Origin of the sequence: Leifsonia stereocauli, assembly GCF_038432415.1 — a bacterium.
GTDB classification, from domain to species: Bacteria; Actinomycetota; Actinomycetes; order Actinomycetales; family Microbacteriaceae; genus Orlajensenia; species Orlajensenia stereocauli.
On the sequence record NZ_JBCAUN010000001.1, the window covers coordinates 119,802 to 137,441 of the forward strand.

Consider the following 17,640-nt stretch of genomic DNA (forward strand, 5'->3'; position numbering starts at 1 on the left):
ATCAGCGACGTCAATGTCTAGTGGTTACTGTATTGGGTCGATCGATGCTGCGACCGGCGAGCTACTCGCGTGCCCGGCGATCTCGTGAGAGGAATTCCATCGACTGGTCCGACGAATGCACCAATGCCCGGTACCGGCCCCCGGGGCTCGCCTCAGGGTCGCTGGAGGGGAGCGCGGCCGCGCGGAGAGCCGTGGTCGTCCGCCGAGCCGCCGTGCGCAGGGTCTGGACGACATGCAGCCACGGCTGACCATCGTTCGGCACTACTGCCCCGATCGCGGCGACGGTCTCACCGGCGGCTCCGACGACGGGAACCGCGACCCCTCGGGCGCTGGGATGGATGTGTCCGTCGGTGACGGCGTAGCCCTGTCTTCGCACATCGGCGAGCGCGGCTCGCAACGCGCCTGGGTCGTGGATCGTCGCATCCGTGTATGACGGCAGCGCGACAGCGAGGAAGTCTGCGAGCGCATCGGGAGCGGCATCCGCCAACAGCACCAATCCTGTCGCTGATGCGTGCAGAGGCAGACGTCCGCCGATGATCGTCGAAGAGACGACGGCGTCCTGCATCGACAGGCGCTCCAGGAAGAGGACGTCACGTGCGTCTGCGATGCCGAGTTGCACATGCTGCCGGATGACCGCATGCGCCTCATGAAGGTAAGGCGATGCCGTCTCGCGCAGGCCGATGGCGCCGGGCGTGCGGCTGGCGATTTCCCAGAGGCGGACGCCGAGCCGATAGGTCTTGTCGTCCAGTCTCTCCGTGAGGCCGGACTCCGTGAGCTCCGCCATCAGGCGGTGCGTCGTGGACAAGGCAAGCCCACTCCGACGTGAGAGCTGGGAGATCGTGAGGAAAGGCTGGAGGGTCGAGAACGAGTCGAGCAGCAGGATCTGCCTGCTGAGGGCCGACCGTCCTGCGGATGCCTTCGCCATCGATCCTCCAACCGGATGCTAGCACTTTCCTTTCAACGGAAAGTTGCAACCACGCGTGCGCAGCAGGCCCTAGCGTGACCACACTCGTCGTCGACGCTGACAACAGGAGACTGCATGGAATCACCGACCCACTCCGCACCCGATGCTTTCGAGCGGTCGGACCGCCGCCTCGTCGTGGTCGAGAAGGATCTCATCGCGTCGTCGGTCATGTCGATCACGCTCCGCCGCGTCGACGGCGGACGCCTGCCGGACTGGACGCCAGGCGCGCACATCGATCTCATCCTGCCGGACGGCGTCACGCGGCAGTACTCCCTCTGCGGTGACCCCGCCGACAGCGGCGACTACCGGATCGCCGTGTTGCGAGAGGCAGCGGGACACGGCGGATCCCGGTTCATCCACGATGTGCTCACGGTCGGTGATCGGGTCGGTCTCGGAGGGCCGCGGAACAACTTCGTCCTCGTCCCGTCGGCGTCGTACACCTTCATCGCCGGTGGCATCGGAATCACCCCGATCCTCCCCATGCTGCGCGCAGCCGAGGCCGTGGGCTCTCGGTGGAGGCTCCTCTACCTCGGGCGGGATCGGAGCACCATGGCCCTGGTCGACGAGCTCGCCGTGGGCAGCGGAGACGTCACCCTCCACCCGGCATCCGAGCGCGGACGAATTTCTCTCGCTGAGTGGATCGGGTCGTACGACGAAGCGACGAAGGTCTACGCCTGCGGGCCGGCCCGCCTCTTGGAATCCGTCGTCGACGCCACCCGAACGTGGAGACCCGGGTGGGTGCGCAGCGAGCGCTTCACAGCGCGCACTGTCGACGAGCCGCCCCGTCTCACCCCGTTCGAGGTCCAGATCTTCGGCACAGACATCACGGTCGGCGTCGGTCCCGGCACCTCCGTCACGACTGCACTGCGCGGCGCTGGGATCGACATCCTCACGTCCTGCGCACGTGGGGTGTGCGGCACCTGTGAGACCACCGTGGTGAGCGGGGAGCCGGATCACCGTGACTCCATCCTCAGCGACGCGGAGCAGGTGGCCGGCGACTGCTTCTTTCCCTGCGTCAGCCGGTCGCGCAGCGACCGCATCGTCATCGCCGTCTGACCCGTTCACCTCCCAGAAGGACCACCATGACCATCACTGACGCGCACGCCGTGACCGAGAGCACCGATGACCCCTTCAGCGCCGAGATCCTCGAGAATCCCCTTCCCTTCCAGGAGCGGCTCCGCGAGGCAGGCAGCGTCGTCCGGCTTCAGAAGTACGGGGTCTATGCCATGGGCCGGTACGACACCGTTCGCTCCGCACTGCTTGACTGGCAGGACTTCCAGTCCGCCGCAGGGGTCGGGATGACCGACTTCACGCGGGAGAAGCCCTGGCGACCACCGAGCCTGCTCCTCGAGGCTGACCCGCCCCATCACGACGCACCACGTGAGGTGCTTGCGAAGATCCTGAGCCCACGGTCGATCCGCGAGCTGGAACCGGTGTGGGCGGATGACGCGGAACGCCTGGTCGACCGGCTGATCGAGGGTCCGCTCGAGTTCGATGCGGTCACGCACTTGGCGGAGGCCTTCCCGCTGCGCGTCTTCCCTGACGCGGTGGGCCTGCCCGGGTCGGATCGCGACCATCTGCTCCCGTACGGCGACCACCTGTTCAACACCTTCGGGCCTGAGAACTTCCTGGTCCGCCAGGGTGCGCCGCGCGCGCCAGAACTCTCGGCCTGGGTGAACGCGCAGTGCTCTCGGGAGTCGCTCGCCGGAACGGGGTTCGGCGCGGACATCTGGGCGGCGACGGACCGGGGCGACATCACGCCCGCGCAGGCGCCGCTCATCGTCCGTTCGCTGCTCTCCGCAGGAGTGGACACCACAGTCCATGCGATCGGTGCATTGCTGCACGCCTTCGCGACGCACCCCGACCAGTGGAAGGCGCTCCGCGAGGATCCGCGGTTGGCGCGCCGAGCATTCGATGAGGCCATCCGCCTCGAGTCGCCCGTGCAGACCTTCTTCCGCACCACGACCCAGGATGTGACCCTCGACGGCACCACCATTCCCGCAGGGCACAAGATCCTCATGTTCCTCGGATCGGCCAACCGCGATCCACGGCGATGGGAGCGCCCGAACGCCTTCGACCTGTCACGGGACCCGTCAGGCCACGTCGGCTTCGGAATGGGCATCCACCAGTGCGTCGGACAGCATGTGGCTCGCCTCGAGGCAGCCACGCTCGTCACGGCGCTCGCACGGCGTGTGCGGACGATCGAGCTCTCCGATCGGCCCGTACGCCACCTCAACAACACCCTCCGGGCATGGGAGAGCATGCCGGTGCGCATCACCCTCGACTGACCTCGCGGGTGTCAGCGGCGCATCCCTGGCACGCTGACCTGGTTCATCTGCGCTCTCAGCCATACATGGCCCGGATCGTCGTCGAAGGCCGCGTTCCACCAGAAGGCGTTGCGAAGGTCGGGCACCTCGATGGGCGGGTCGAGGACGACGACGGGCCGGGTCTCGGCGAGGCGCCGAGCCAGGGCCTCCGGTGCGAAGGCGATCCGGTTCGTGTCGACGACGAGGTCGGCGAGGGTCAGGAAGTTCCGGCTCACCACTTGGATGTGCGGGTAGATCCCGATCGTGTGCAATTCCCGGATGGCTAGGGTGATCGCCGTTCTCCCGTTGAAGGTGACCACCCACGGCAGCCTGCCCAGTGCCTCCTCCGAGAGTGTGGCGCCCTCGTGGCGCGAGGCGTCGGCGATGCAGACCCACCGATCCAGGAAGAGCTCCTGGTGGGCAGTGCCCTTGATGTAGCCGTGCGGTACGATCAGGCCGTCCACGTCCCGAAGCGACTCGGGGGCGTTGTCGACGACCGAATCCTCCATCTGCTCGAAGACGAGCTGGACCGACGGTGCGTACTTCGCGATGCGGCGGGAGAGGGCGGCTCCGAAGACGCTGGCCGCGTAGTCGGAGCAGATGATGCGGAACTCCCGCTGACTCGAGGCCGGATCGAAATCCGACTGCGAACCGAAGACCCGAGTCACCGATGCCGAGGCAGCCTGGATCTCAGAGCTCAGGTGCACCGCCAGCGGGCTCAAGACGTAGGAGTTGCCCGAGCGCACCAGGAGGTCATCGTTGAAATGGCGGCGAAGGCGACTGAGCGACTGCGACAGGGCTGGCTGACTCATGTGCATACGCTCGGCAGCGCGGCTGACGCTCTTCTCCTCGAGCAGCACCTGCAGTGGCACGAGAAGGTTCAGGTCGACGTTGGCCAGCTCCATGCTGCCTACCGTACGCCCGGGCGGGTTCCGGCTGCACCGGTGCTCTCTCGCACGATGAGGGTGGGTTCGAGCTCGATCTGTTCGTGCCGGTGGGCGTGCGGCTCGGCCACTTCGCGGAGGAGCAGCTGTGCTCCCCGATAACCGAGTTCGTCTCCCGGCTGACCGATGGTGGTGATCGGGATCGGGCTGTCCCATGCTGCCTGGTTGTTGTCGTATCCGACGATGCCGACAGAGGACGGGACGCTGACGTCGTTCGCCGCGAATGCCTGGGCGATTCCGGCTGCGAGCAGATCGGATGCCGCGAAGATGCCGTCGACGCGACCGGCCTTGACCTCGTCGATGAGTCTGAGGCCGACCGCCCACCCGTCGGACCGGTTGACGCCGACCGGGTCGATCTCCACGACCGGAGCCAGGCCGTGATCGGTCAGGGCCCGATGGAAGCCGAGTCGTCGTTCGGTGACGGGTTGCAATCCGCTGGGACCGCCGATGAAGGCCAGACGGCGCCGGCCGGTCTCGATGAGATGCTCCGCGGCCATGGACCCGCCGACGTCGTTGCGGATGTGCGCGCTGCAGAACGAGGCGGGATCTGCTGCGTAGTTCAGCAGCACCAACGGGCCACCGGGGGAGCCTCGTCGCGCGATCGCCCGATAGTGCGACTCGTCGTTGAGCGTGAGCATGACTCCCGCCACCCGTCCTTCTGCGAACAGGCGGACATAGGTGTTCTCGCGGTCGAGGCGCCCGTCACTGTTCGCCAGAAGGAGGGTGAGCCCAGCTTCCTCGGCTGCGCGCTCGGCGCCGGAGGCGATCTCCACGAACAGCGAGTTGGATAGATCGGAGAGAACCAGGCCGAATGAAGCAGTCCGCCCCACGGCCAGGGAGCGCGCAGGCCCGTTGGGTACGTAATTGAGCATCTGAATCGCGCGCTGCACCCGGTCGAGCGTGACGTCCGTCACCCGTTCCGGGTGATTCAGCACATTCGACACCGTGCCCTGCGAGACGCCGGCGAGCGAAGCGACATCGGAGATCGATGCGCTGGACGGAAGAGATGTTGCTCCACCTGCGGAGGACTGCACGGCAGAGGTCATGCACCAAACCTACCCCGGCACCGACGTGAAGCGCTTCAAGAACCACCTATGCGTGCAACGCATGATCGGTATTACAGATCGCTATGGATGGCGAGCCCACGGCTGTTCCGGGCGCCCTCGTGCGCCCGTACCATCACCTTGAAGCGCTTCAAACGAGGCCCTGCATTTCAAAGGAGAAAACATTGCCTTCACACTTCACACAGCGTGGTGTGCGTCGACTGGTGCCGCTCGCGGCCATGGTCGGAGCCAGCGCACTTCTCATCACCGGCTGCAGCGCTGGGGGTGGCGCCGGAGGCGGGTCCACCACAGCGCCGAAGGATTTCACCTACCTCTCGTTCGCAGAGAACACGTCCATCAAGGACACCCTGACCGCACTCAGTACGGATGAGTGCTCGGCCGAGAACAAGGCGCTTCCCCTCAAGGTGACCACGCAGCCGCAGGCGAGCTACGACCAGCAGCTGCAACTGCTGGCCGGACAGAACGCCCTCCCCGTGCTGATGGCGAGCGGAAACACGCCCCAGGTCGCGAAGGACCTCAAGAAGGGTGGCAAGCTCGTCGACGTCGAAGCTGCGCTCGATGACCTCGGCAAGAGCGACGCGATCATCCCCGCAGCCAAGTCGACCATCGACGCCCTCTACGACGGCGGACAGTACGTGCTGCCCACGGAGTTCAACGTCGAGGGCATCTGGTACAACAAGAAGGTCTTCGCCGACAACGGCATCGACGTTCCGACGACCTGGGACGAGCTGACCGCGGCCGCTGACAAGCTCGGCTCGGCGGGCGTCACCCCGTTCTCCGCAGATGGCAAGGACGGCTGGCCGCTGACGCGCCTCGTCGGAAACTACATCTTCCGCGACCTCGGGCCCGATGCCCTCCAGAAGGTGGCCGATGGCGACGCCAAGCTCACGGACCCCGAGTACGTCAAGGCGGCCAGCGAGGTCGCGAAGCTGGGCGAGAAGGGCTACTTCGGTCCGTCCGTGGGCTCGATCGACTACACGACGGCAGTCACCCAGTTCCTCTCGGGTGACGCGGCCATGTTCTACATGGGCAGCTGGATCCTCGGCAACTTCGCCGACCCTGCCCAGAACGTGATCGGTTCGGACAACATCGGCTTCATGCCCTTCCCCGAGATCGAGGGTGGCGCGGGCTCGATCGACCAGCTCGCTGCGAACGTCGGCGTGCCGCTCGCGCTCTCCCAGGAGAGCTACACCGATGACGTGGCGAAGTGGGTCGGATGCATCGCCGACAACTTCGGTTCGAGCTCGCTCGCGAATCAGGGAGTCATCACCGGATTCAAGGTGAACACGCCGGTCGAGGACCTGCCGCCGCTCACCCAGACCGTGCAGGAGCAGATCGACGCCACCACGCAGAGCGTGCTCTGGTTCGAGGCGCTCTTCAACGCGAAGGCGGCGACCACCAGCCAGACGAACGCATCTCAGCTCGTGACCGGGGCGATCACTCCGGACAAGTTCATGGAGATGGTCCAGGCCGACCTCGGCAACTGACACCAGAAACGACGCGTGCGCGCTGCGGGGTGGAACCCTCACCCCGCAGCGCGCACGCGTCTCCCTGCAACAACGAAAGACCAATGTCGTGAATCGCGTTCTCGGTGACTGGCGGGCCGTCACCATCCTCTTGGGCCCCGCACTCCTCGTCTACACCCTCGTCATGCTCGTGCCGATCCTCTGGTCGCTGGGCTACACGGTGTTCGAGGGCAACCCGATCACGGGTTTCACCTTCGTCGGACTCGACAACCTCGCCGCGCTCTTCACCGACCCCAAGGTGGGCGATGCCCTTCTCTTCACGCTGAAGTACGCCATCGTCCTGACCATCGGGCAGGTCGCGTTCGGCTACGGCCTCTCGCTCGCCTACGTCTTCTGGTTGAGGAAGGCATCCGGCCTCATCCGCACCCTGGTGTTCTTCCCGGTCGTGCTCCCGACTGTTGCCGTCGCACTCCTCTTCCAGAAGCTGTTCGAGTACGCCCCCCAGAACGGACTCGTGAACTCGGCCCTCAATCTCGTCGGCATTCCGTCTGTCGACTGGTTCTCGACCGCCAGCAGCGCCTTCTGGGTGATCATCATCATGGACATCTGGCGGTCCGCCGGCTTCTATGCCGTGCTCCTCTACGCCGGTCTCGTCGACATTCCCGAGGAACTCTTCGAGTCCGCACGACTCGACGGCGCCTCGGGATGGCGCCTCGTCCGCCACATCGTGATTCCGCTCTCCCTCCCCGTTCTGCTCTCGTCGATCATCTTCAGCGTCAACGGCACGTTGAAGGTGTTCGACTCGGTCCTCGCGCTGACGAATGGCGGGCCGGGAAACACCACGACGCCCTTGACCCTGTACATGTACCAGACGTCGTTCACGTACGGCGAGTACGGCTTCGGCAGCTCCATCGCACTCCTTCTCACGATGCTCTGCCTGGTCGTCACGCTCTTCATATTCCGCTCGTCGCGCAACGACCTCACGAAAGGCTGACGTCGATGTCCAGCACCACATCTTCGACTGCGACCTCGATCCGACGCCGTGAGGCAGCGGGACGCACCCTGCGGCGCATCCCCGGCTGGCTCCTGGTCGCCGTCCTCCTCATCGTCGTGGTCTACCCCCTGTTCTGGCTCCTCATGGGATCGTTCAAGACCCAGGCCGAGTTCCTCACGAGTCCGACGTGGGCCTTTCCGGAGAGCTGGACGAACTTCGACAACTACATCGAGGCATTCACGACCGGAAACCTCGGGACCTACATCCGCAACAGCATCCTCGCGACGATTCCGGCGCTGTTCTTCACCATCGTGTTCGGCGTGGCTGCCGGCTTCGCCCTCGAGGTGATGGTGTGGAAGGGCCGGGGAACGATTCTCCTGTTGTTCCTCGCCGGGATCATGGTGCCGGGCCAGATGATCCTCCTCCCGCTCTTCACGATCTACTTCCAGACCGGTCTCACGGGATCGCTCTGGCCGCTGATCATCACCTACACGGCGATCGGTCTGCCTCTCACCGTCTTCATGATGGCGACGTACTTCCGGGGCGTACCGCGCGAGATCTTCGAGGCCGCCACCCTCGACGGAGCAGGTATCCTCCGCAGCTTCTGGTCGATCGGGTTCCCCCTCGTCAAGAACGCCATCTTCACCGTCGCCCTCGTCCAGTTCTTCTTCATCTGGAACGACCTTCTGATCGCGCTCACCTTCACGAACCGGGATGATCTCCGCACCATCCAGGTCGGCTTGCTGAACTTCACCGGTCAGTTCGGGCAGATCCAGTACGGACCGACCTTCGCGGCCATCTGCGTCAATGTGTTCGGGACTCTCGTCATCTACCTGTTCCTCAACCAGCGCGTCATGAAGGGCCTGACCGCCGGATCCGTGAAGGGCTGACCGTGTCGTACACGACTGACCTGCGGGTCGAGCATCGCGAGGACGGATTCGGCATCGGCGTCCCGGAGCCGCGACTGAGCTGGACCATCGTCGATGCTCCGCACGGCGTCGCCCAGGCCGCCTACGACATCGAGATCGTGCGGTCCCACGGTGCGGCGGTCGCAACCCGCGTGCTCAGCGACCTGAGCGTGCTCGTGCCCTGGGTGGGTGAGCCCCTGATCTCCCGGGAGACCGCCGATGTGCGCGTTCGCGCGCGGCTCGATGACGGCAGGGTGACGAACTGGAGTCGATCGCTCCGTATCGAGGCGGGCCTGCTGCAGCCGGCCGACTGGGCCGTCGACTTCGTCTCGCCCTCACTCGAGGCGCCGCATCCGTCGGCCAGACCCGCCTACCTCCTACGTTCCGAGTTCACTGTGGACGAAGCTGTCAGGGCCGCTCGCATCTATGCGACGGCGCATGGAGTCTTCGACCTGGAGGTCAACGGCCGCACCGGAAGCGAGATTCTCTCTCCGGGGTGGTCCAGCTACCGGCATCGGCTTCGATACCGCACCGTCGACGTCACCGAGATGATCCAGCCCGGTGCCAACGCGCTGGGGGTGTGGCTCGCCGACGGCTGGTTCCGAGGCCGACTGGGGTTCAACGGAGGACTCTGGGACAACTACGGCAGTGACGTGTCGCTGCTTCTGCAGCTCGAGATCACGGACGACGAGGGAACTCGATCGGTCCCACTCTCCTGGACCTGGGCAGAGAGTCCGATCACGGCGACGGGCCTCTACGAGGGAGAGCAGCACGACCATCGGCTCGCCATCGACGGCTGGTCGACGGCCGGGCCAGCTCGGGGCGACTGGACTGCAGCAACCACGGTGAATCTCGACGAGTTCTCCCACCGCCTCGAGGCGCCCACAGGACCACCCGTGCGCGTGACGGAGACGCTGATCCCGATCTCGATCGAACGTCGAACGAACGGCAGGCTCCGGCTGGACTTCGGCCAGAACATCTCGGGCAGGATCGGCTTCGAGGTCACGGCTCCCGCTGGGCACCGCATCGAGCTCCACCATGCCGAAGTGCTGGAGGACGACGAGCTCGCGGTCCGTCCGCTCCGGACGGCGACGTCGGTGGACGTCTACATCTCCGCCGGCGGTCGCGGGGAGCGGTGGATGCCGCGGTTCACCCTGCACGGATTCCGCTTCGCCGAGGTCGTCGGGTGGCCGGAGGACCAGGATCCCGCAGCGCTCTTCGCATCCGTCGTCCATTCCGACATGACGCGCACGGGGTGGTTCTCCAGCTCGAACGAGATGCTCGATCGCTTCCACGAGAACGTCGTCTGGAGCATGCGCGACAACTTCGTCGACCTTCCGACCGACTGCCCCCAGAGGGATGAGAGACTCGGCTGGAGTGGCGACATCCAGGTCTTCGCGCCCACCGCTGCCTACCTATACGACAGCATCGGAGTGCTGACCAACTGGCTGAGGGACCTGGCCGCCGAGCAGGTCGAACACGGCTCCGTCCTCAACTTCCACCCGTGGATCGACTGCGGTTTCCCGAAGGATCCCGCCGCGGCCTGGGGTGACGCCGCAGTCATCGTGCCGTGGGTGCTCTACCAGCGCACGGGCGACAGAGGGCTGCTCGCCGAGCAGTTCGCGAGCATGCGCGCGTGGGTCGACCAGGTGACCGAGCTCGCCGACTCGTCGGGTCTCTGGGACACCGGGTTCCAGCTGGGGGACTGGCTGGACCCTGCCGCCCCGCCGGAGCGTCCCGGTGACTCGGCAACGGATGCCTACCTGGTTGCGACCGCCCACTACGCCCGATCGGCGGCCATCGTCGCCGAGACCGCGGGGGTTCTGGGGGACACGCTGAGTCGGCAGCGCTACACCGTGGTCGCCGAGCGCGCGAGGTCGGCCTTCCAGCATGTCTACGTCGCACCCGGGGGTCGAGTGGTGAGTGACACCGTGACCAGTCTCGCCATCGCCATCGCATTCGACCTGCTCGCGAACGACGAGCAACGCGATGCCGCAGGTCGACGTCTCTCCGAGCTGGTGCAGAACGGTGGGTACCTGATCCAGACCGGCTTCGTCGGTACTCCGATCGTCTGCGACGCCCTCGCCCAGACGGGACACATGGACGACGCGTACCACCTCCTCCTCCAGACGGAGGCGCCCTCCTGGCTGTATGCCGTGACGATGGGGGCGACGACGGTGTGGGAGAGGTGGGACAGCATGCGCCCCGATGGATCTCTGAATCCCGGCGAGATGACGTCGTTCAACCATTACGCCCTCGGAGCGGTCGCCGACTTCATGCACCGCCGCATCGGCGGCCTGGAACCCATCGAGCCCGGATACCGCCGGGTGCGAATCGCGCCACAGCCCGGTGGGAAGCTGACCCATGCCGCCGCCGAGCACCTGAGTCCCTACGGACTGATCTCCACCCGATGGAACCGCCAGGACGGCCTCCTCACGGTTCACGTGACCATCCCCACCGGTGTGACGGCCGATGTCGTGCTCCCCGGCGCCGATGCGCAGATCGTGCACGCCGGCAGTCATACCTTCACCGCTCCCATCCGCCGTTCCGAGGATGACCCGTCGGCACCGAGGCGATGGAACATCCACAATCCAGAGGAACGCAGGCAGATGATCGAGTCGGGGCTCGCCTCATGAACACTGAGGCCACGAGGGCCGAGCTCTCCCTCGAGGAGATGACATCTCTTCTGTCCGGCGCGGACTTCGCATCGACGAAGGCGCTTCCGGAGCGTGGGATCGGCGCTGTCGTCATGACTGACGGCCCGCATGGCGTCGCCATGAACCTGCCGGACTGGTCGGGCAAGGTGGCGGCCACCTGCTTCCCGACAGCGACGAATCTCGCGTCCACCTGGAACCTCGAGCTGATCGAGCAGGTCGGTCGCGCCATCGGCGCCGAGGCACGCACGGCCGGAGCGAACGTTCTCCTCGGACCAGGGATGAACATCAAGCGCTCGCCACTCGGGGGTCGGAACTTCGAGTACTACTCGGAAGACCCGCTCGTGACCGGTGCATCGGCCGGAGCATTCGTGCGCGGAGTGCAGTCCGCAGGCGTGGGAGCCTGCATCAAGCACTTCGCCGTGAACAACCAGGAGACCGATCGGATGCGCGTCAGCGCCGAAGTCTCCGACCGGGCACTGAAGGAGATCTACCTCGCGGGGTTCGAGCAGGTCGTCCGGGACGCGAAGCCGTGGATGGTGATGGCGTCCTACAACCGCATCAACGGTGTCTACGCCGCCGAGAATCCCTGGCTTCTGACCCAGACGCTCCGGGATGACTGGGGCTTCGATGGCGTCGTCGTCTCCGATTGGGGCGCAGTGGATGACCGGGTCAGATCCCTCTCCGCCGGCCTCGACCTCGAGATGCCGTCGACCTCGGGCGCATCCGACCGCCGGGTGGAGGAGGCCGTTCGACGCGGCGACGTCTCCGAGGACGCAGTGTGGTCATCGGCGGACCGCCTGGTGGCTCTGGCTCGGCGCGCTCACGCCGCGACCGCCGGCGGCCCGGTGGATCAGGTCCAGCACGATGCGCTCGCGCTGGAGGCAGCCCGGGAGTCGATCGTCCTCCTCAAGAACGACGGCGGCGGACTCCCGGTGACGCCCGGCGCTTCGATTGCGGTGCTCGGCGAACTCGCAGAGCGGCCACGCATCCAGGGTGGAGGCAGTTCCTCTGTGAATGCGAGGCGGACCGGATCCCTGCTGGATGCGCTCCGCGTCGGGGAGGGCTCAGTGCGCTATGCCCGGGCGTACGACCTCGATGCCGAGGGAACGGATGACGCACTGGTGGCCGAGGCGGTCGAGGTCGCCCGTGCAGCGGATACGACGATCGTCGTCCTCGGCCTGCCGGCGGACGCGGAATCCGAGGGATACGATCGCGCAGGGATCGCGTTGCCGAGCGCGCAGGTCACCCTCCTGCGCGCGGTCTCGGAGGCCGCCCGCACCCTCGTCGTGGTGCTCAACAGCGGCGGAGTCCTCTCGACGGAATGGTCAGGACTGGCGAACACCATCCTCACGATCGGCCTGCCGGGTCAAGCGGGCCCGCAGGCCCTGTCGGACGTGATCCACGGGAGGGCCAACCCATCGGGCAGGCTCGCCGAGACCATCCCCGTGTCGCTGGCGTCGCATCCGTCCGCCGTCTCCTTCCCCGGAGAGGGTGGCAAGAGCTACTACGGGGAAGGCGTCTTCGTCGGTTACCGGTACTTCGACACAGTCGGGGCACCTGTCGGCTTCGCCTTCGGGCATGGACTCGGTTACACGACGTTCTCGATCGGCGATGCGGGGATCCGCCGAGAGGGCGGCGACCTGGTGCTCTCGGCCGTCGTCTCGAACACCGGCGAGGTCGCGGGGGCGGAGGTCGTCCAGGCCTACCTCCGTCCGCCCTCGGGCGGAGCACGACGACCGGCGCAGACTCTGGCGGGATACACGAAGGTGCCCCTCCAGCCCGGAGAAACCGCAACCGTCGAGATCAGGATTCCGCGACGGGCACTCGCCCGGTACGACGAGGCGACCGGCGACTGGGCGGTTGACGCCGGGGCGTGGACCGTTGCGGTCGGCTCATCCTCGCGGGACATTCGCTGCACGATCCAGGTCGAGATCGAATCCGGTGCGACCGAGGCGCCCCTCGGCATCGACTCCACTCTGGCGGAGTGGATGGCACATCCGGATGCCGGCCCGGATCTGACGCGACGCCTCCGCGACGCTGAGCCCTCGGGCCAGACGATCGGACTGCTGACCAACCCGATGGCATTGACGATGATCGGCGGGATGCCGATCCATCGCCTCTCCGTCGACGAGGGGAACGCCCTCACGCTCGACATCCTCCAGGCCGTCCTGGGGGACCTTTCCATCGACGTGCTCCGTTCGACAGGCCAGGTTGGCCGAGGGGAGTGATCCGTGGTCGGGGTGCGCCACGGGTATGTCCTGTCGGGCTGTCAACGGCCCATCGTCGTCACTGTCACATCCGTCGGGGAACCCGTGAGCGAGTGGCGTCTCCTCTGGCATGACGATCCCTACGCGGACCCTGCGGCCGACCGGCCCACGGTCATCCTCGGTGACCTGTGTCAGCTCGAACAGCTTCCTGAGGCTGCCGCCGCAGGAGGGCTCGCCGCGGTGCTCGCCTATGCGCGACGCCTCGCCGGGACGCCGCCCGGCCCCACGCAGCCGGCCGGGATCGCCGTCGACCGGCTCGCTCAGCGCTTCTTCACCCGAACCGCCATCGACCTGTCAGATCACGTCTTTGGGGCGGAGTCGGCTACACCTTGTCGTCGTGTCTCCGCAGGGAGCGGATCATGCCTTGCAGGGCCGTGAACGCATCCGCCTGCTCGTCCTGGGTCATGCCGCCCAGCATCCTGACCTCGACGGAGCGAACCGCGACTGTCGCCTTCTCGAGGCTTCGTCGGCCACGTGGGGTGAGTCGTGTCGGCAGCACCTTCCCCACGGATGCCTCCGCCGGCCTGGTCACGTAGCCGTCGCGCTCCAGCGCCTGAAGCAGCACGTTCATCGATTGCCGGGTCACGAACGCCCCCCGCGCGAGCTCGGAGTTCGACAGTCCTGGCCGCTGGGCGAGCAGTTCGAGGCAGGAGTAGTGCGTCACCGTCATCCCGAGTGGCCGCAGCTCTGCCTCCATCGCAGCGCGGAGGGCGCTCGACGCCTCTTTCAGCAGGTAGCCCAGTGACGTCTTCAGGTCGACGCCGACACCGTCTTGACTCATGTCAGTATTCTGACATACAGTCAATCGTGTCAGAAAACTGACACGCAAACCCGAAGGAACTTCATGCCCGTCACCGGCCCCGACTTCATCTCCCTGCAGACCCGCGACCTCGACGCGTCGCAGGCGTTCTACGAGCAGTACCTCGGCCTCGTTCGTTCACAGGCTGGACCGCCCCACGCCGTCGTGTTCGAGACGCAGCCGATCGCCTTCGCGCTCCGTGACATCGTTCCCGGCACGGATCTCGCGTCAGCCGCTCAGCCCGGCATTGGTGCGGCCATCTGGCTGCACGCCACAGGCGTCCAGGCCATCCACGACGCTCTCGCCGCCGACGGGCACACCATCGTCTCCACACCGATCGACGGCCCATTCGGTCGCACGTTCACCTTCGCCGACCCCGACGGCTACCAGATCACCCTCCACGACCGCGGCTGAGGAGCCGAGCGACGAGCGCCTAGCCTCGAGCGCCGCCGCCCGGTGCCCAGTGCTCGAGCGCCTGCCGGAGTTCGTCGCGTGAACGGATGCCGAGCTTCAGGTACACGTGCCGCAGGTGGTACTCCACGGTCTTCGGACTGAGGAACAGCGACGCGGCCGCCTCACGCGTCGTCAGCCCATCGGCCAGGAGAGCGCCGATCTGGCGCTCCTGCGGCGTCAGCGTTGCGAGCGAGCCGGCTTCACGGCGCACCGCAGTCTCTCCCGTTGCCGCGAGCTCTGCGGCGGCTCGGTCGGCCCACGGCGTCGCGCCGAGCCGTTCGAAGGCCTCGAGAGCCGCCCTCAACGGCTCGCGAGCGGCGGCACGGCGGCGGGCACGCCGCCGGCGGGATCCCAGGGCGAGGAACGTGCGCGCGGCCTCGTAGACGTCGGGGGTGCCCTCGTGCAGTTCGAGGGCCGTGCCGAACCAACGCTCGGCCTCCTGCTCGTCATCGGCGACGATGGCCATCGCCCGGTGAGCCCGGGCGAGAGCCCACGGCAGGGCCTTGCTCCGCGCGGCGTCGAGGTAGGACCGTGCGAGGGACTCCAGGCGCTCGTCGGGTCCACGCGCTGGTCGGAGGTGCTCGATCAGCTCGGGCACCGGCGCCAGGTCGACATCGCCCAGGGCGAGCTCGTGCAGTCGATGCTGCAGAGCCTGGTACAACGTGGTCGCATCGGACGCCCGCCCATGAGCGGAGGCGAGGTCGGCGAGCGCCCACGACGCCCAGATGCCGGCGAGGTTGGCGTCGTGGGTCGACGCGAGCTCGCCCGCCTCCCTGGCACGCTCACGCGCACCGTCGGCGTCGCCCTGGCGAGCTCCGAGCCATGCCCACCCGCCGAGCGCGAGCGCCAGGTCGGTGTCGTGACCGCTCTCCCGTGCGAGGCGCACGGCCTCGGCGTAGCCCTCGTCGGCGCGGTGCCAGTTCGCCGCGGCAGCGTCGTCCTTGGCCAGCAGGGTGAGCAGGAAGGGAAGCATCCCCACAGCCGCACGAGTCCGGGCGGCCCTGGCTGCCTCCGTGATCCTGTCGCGTGCCGCGCCCGACTCGCGCAAGAAGAGCGGCGCCGTGAGGCTCCAGCTGAGCCCCCACTGCTCCTCCGTCGCCGAGGGCACGGCCTGGACGAGGCCGGTGCGGATCAGGCTCGCGCCCCGGTCGGCGCGGCCTCCGAGGATCTCCGCGACTCCGGCGGCGTAGTACGGGATGCCGTCGAGGGATCCCGATGCGGCGTGCTCGATGAGCATCCCGCCAGCCCTCAGGGCGGACTCCGCATCGGCGAGGAAGAGACACGACTCCACCGCATCCGCCAGAGCCGACACGGCGAGGCCGGTGTCATGCTCCTGAGCCTCCGCGTGGGCATCGAACTGCAGATCGCGTGCCGTCGCCAGCGATCCGGAGCGGGCTTCGACGGTTCCCAGCCGGATGAGCGCGTGTGCCCTCTCGACCGGAGTCGTCGCGGACTCGAGGGCGCGGGCGAGCAGGGCGCGCGACTGATCTCGGTCGCCGGCCAGCCATGACTGCTCTCCGGCGTGCAGCACCCGTTCCGCTCTCAGGCCGCCCGCCGGTGTGAGGCCTGCTGCGCGTTCGTACTGCGCGGAGGCGACGGCATAGGCGCCGCGCGCCGCCGACACCGCGGCAACGTCGTCGAGCAGAGCGGCGGTTGTCTCGTCGGGTCCGATCGCAGCCTCCGCCCGGTGCCAGGCTCGTCGGTTGGGCTGAGCGGTGCCCATGACGTCGGCGAGCGTTCGGTGTGCAGCCCGTCGCGCCGAGGGATCGGCATCCGCGTACACGGCTGCTCTGACCAACGGATGCCGGAAGCCGACCTCTCCGGGTTGCAGGCGCACGAGGCCGGCGGCCTCGGCCTCCTCGAGTGCGGCGAATGGCACGCCCTGCGTCTCGCACGCGCGCATCAGCACGTCGACGTCATCGCCGCTGATCGACGCCAGGAGGAGTGCCGCCCGCGCGTCACCGGAGAGCGACCGCTGCCGCACCGAGAAGGCCGTGAGCAGCTCGCCGGTGAGGGGAACCGGCGAGCCCGGGGGAGCGACGGCGAACTCGATCCGACGATTCCCCAGCTCGAGCAGCGCCAGCGGGTTGCCCGACGTGGCCTCATGGAGTCGGGAGAACTCCTCATCGTCGAGCGGACGACCGGCATCAGCGGTCAACAGCGCACGGGCGGCGGATGCCTCGAGCGGACCGAGCTCGAGCCGCGGCAATCCGGCCAGGGCGGATGCTTCACCGCTGCGCTGGGCGGCGAGGATCACGACGGGGTCGCTCGACAGTCGCCTCGCCGCGAAGGCGATGGCCGAGGCCGATGACTCGTCGAGGTGCTGGGCATCGTCGATGACGACGGCGAGGGGCGTGTCCTCTGCCGCGCGGGTGAGCAGCCCGAGGAGGGCGGCTCCGACGGCGAACCGTCCGGGGGCCGGACCATCGCGGAGGGCGAGGGCCACGCCGAGGGCGCCGGCCTGCGGGACGGCGAGGTCGGAAATGAGTCCCGAGAGCGGAGCGCAGAGCTGATGGAGTCCCGCGAACGGCACCTCGTGCTCGGCCTCCGCTCCGCGCACGCTGATGACCAGCATCCCGGCTGTCGTCGATCGCACGGCATCGAGCAGGGCGGACTTGCCGATTCCCGGATCGCCGGTGATGACGAGTGCCCCGCCGTCGCCCACGCGTGCCCCGGCGAGCAGGCGCTCGATCGCCTGCCGCTCCGCATCACGCCCGAGCAGCACGCCGCCAGTCTAGGCGTCGGGGCAGGTTCCAGGGGGCCCACCCGATACGAGCGACGGGGCGGTCGGCCTAGCCTCGCTGGCGTCGGCAACCGA

13 protein-coding genes are annotated in these 17,640 nt (G+C 67.4%); 8 read left to right on the plus strand and 5 right to left on the minus strand.

Features of this window, described 5'->3' with window-relative positions:
- Positions 1–61: 61 nt before the first annotated feature.
- Positions 62–925, minus strand: coding sequence for an IclR family transcriptional regulator (locus tag AADV74_RS00655; RefSeq protein ID WP_342110801.1), 864 nt, complete (start codon positions 923–925; stop codon positions 62–64).
- Between the two features lie 114 nt (positions 926–1,039).
- Between AADV74_RS00655 and AADV74_RS00660 the strand changes: the two genes are divergently transcribed.
- Positions 1,040–2,020 carry a PDR/VanB family oxidoreductase gene (locus AADV74_RS00660; protein WP_342110803.1) on the plus strand — a complete coding sequence of 327 codons (981 nt, stop codon included), beginning with the start codon at positions 1,040–1,042 and terminating at the stop codon, positions 2,018–2,020.
- Between the two features lie 26 nt (positions 2,021–2,046).
- A complete protein-coding gene (locus tag AADV74_RS00665) occupies positions 2,047–3,252 on the plus strand; it encodes a cytochrome P450 (RefSeq protein ID WP_342110805.1) in 1,206 nt (401 codons plus the stop codon).
- 11 nt (positions 3,253–3,263) lie between these two features.
- Here the strand turns inward: AADV74_RS00665 and AADV74_RS00670 are convergent, their stop codons facing one another.
- Together AADV74_RS00670 and AADV74_RS00675 are read right to left on the minus strand one after the other, a co-directional pair.
- A complete protein-coding gene (locus tag AADV74_RS00670) occupies positions 3,264–4,175 on the minus strand; it encodes a LysR family transcriptional regulator (RefSeq protein WP_342110807.1) in 912 nt (303 codons plus the stop codon).
- A 5-nt stretch (positions 4,176–4,180) separates the two neighbouring features.
- Complete coding sequence (locus AADV74_RS00675; RefSeq protein ID WP_342110811.1) at positions 4,181–5,260, minus strand: LacI family DNA-binding transcriptional regulator; 1,080 nt, start codon at positions 5,258–5,260, stop codon at positions 4,181–4,183.
- Positions 5,261–5,442: 182 nt separating this feature from the next.
- On the opposite strand from AADV74_RS00675, the gene AADV74_RS00680 reads away from it, so the two are divergent.
- From AADV74_RS00680 to AADV74_RS00700, 5 genes are all read left to right on the plus strand, one after another.
- Positions 5,443–6,765: an ABC transporter substrate-binding protein gene (locus tag AADV74_RS00680; RefSeq protein WP_342110812.1), complete on the plus strand. Its 1,323-nt coding sequence runs from the start codon at positions 5,443–5,445 to the stop codon at positions 6,763–6,765.
- An 88-nt stretch (positions 6,766–6,853) separates the two neighbouring features.
- A complete protein-coding gene (locus AADV74_RS00685) occupies positions 6,854–7,738 on the plus strand; it encodes a carbohydrate ABC transporter permease (protein WP_342110814.1) in 885 nt (294 codons plus the stop codon).
- 5 nt (positions 7,739–7,743) lie between these two features.
- Complete coding sequence (locus AADV74_RS00690; RefSeq protein WP_342110816.1) at positions 7,744–8,628, plus strand: carbohydrate ABC transporter permease; 885 nt, start codon at positions 7,744–7,746, stop codon at positions 8,626–8,628.
- 2 nt (positions 8,629–8,630) lie between these two features.
- A complete protein-coding gene (locus tag AADV74_RS00695) occupies positions 8,631–11,282 on the plus strand; it encodes a family 78 glycoside hydrolase catalytic domain (RefSeq protein WP_342110818.1) in 2,652 nt (883 codons plus the stop codon).
- Complete coding sequence (locus AADV74_RS00700) at positions 11,279–13,531, plus strand: glycoside hydrolase family 3 N-terminal domain-containing protein (protein WP_342110819.1); 2,253 nt, start codon at positions 11,279–11,281, stop codon at positions 13,529–13,531. The genes AADV74_RS00695 and AADV74_RS00700 overlap by 4 nt, the downstream gene beginning before the upstream one ends.
- 361 nt (positions 13,532–13,892) lie before the next feature.
- Here the strand turns inward: AADV74_RS00700 and AADV74_RS00705 are convergent, their stop codons facing one another.
- On the minus strand, positions 13,893–14,351 hold the full coding sequence (locus tag AADV74_RS00705; RefSeq protein ID WP_342110821.1) for a MarR family winged helix-turn-helix transcriptional regulator: 459 nt from the start codon (positions 14,349–14,351) through the stop codon (positions 13,893–13,895).
- 63 nt (positions 14,352–14,414) lie between these two features.
- On the opposite strand from AADV74_RS00705, the gene AADV74_RS00710 reads away from it, so the two are divergent.
- Positions 14,415–14,783: a VOC family protein gene (locus AADV74_RS00710; protein WP_342110823.1), complete on the plus strand. Its 369-nt coding sequence runs from the start codon at positions 14,415–14,417 to the stop codon at positions 14,781–14,783.
- A gap of 19 nt (positions 14,784–14,802) precedes the next feature.
- On the opposite strand, the gene AADV74_RS00715 is transcribed toward AADV74_RS00710, so the two are convergent.
- Entirely contained in the window at positions 14,803–17,547 is a 2,745-nt protein-coding gene (locus tag AADV74_RS00715) for a helix-turn-helix transcriptional regulator (protein ID WP_342110825.1), read from the minus strand.
- Positions 17,548–17,640 lie beyond the last annotated feature (93 nt).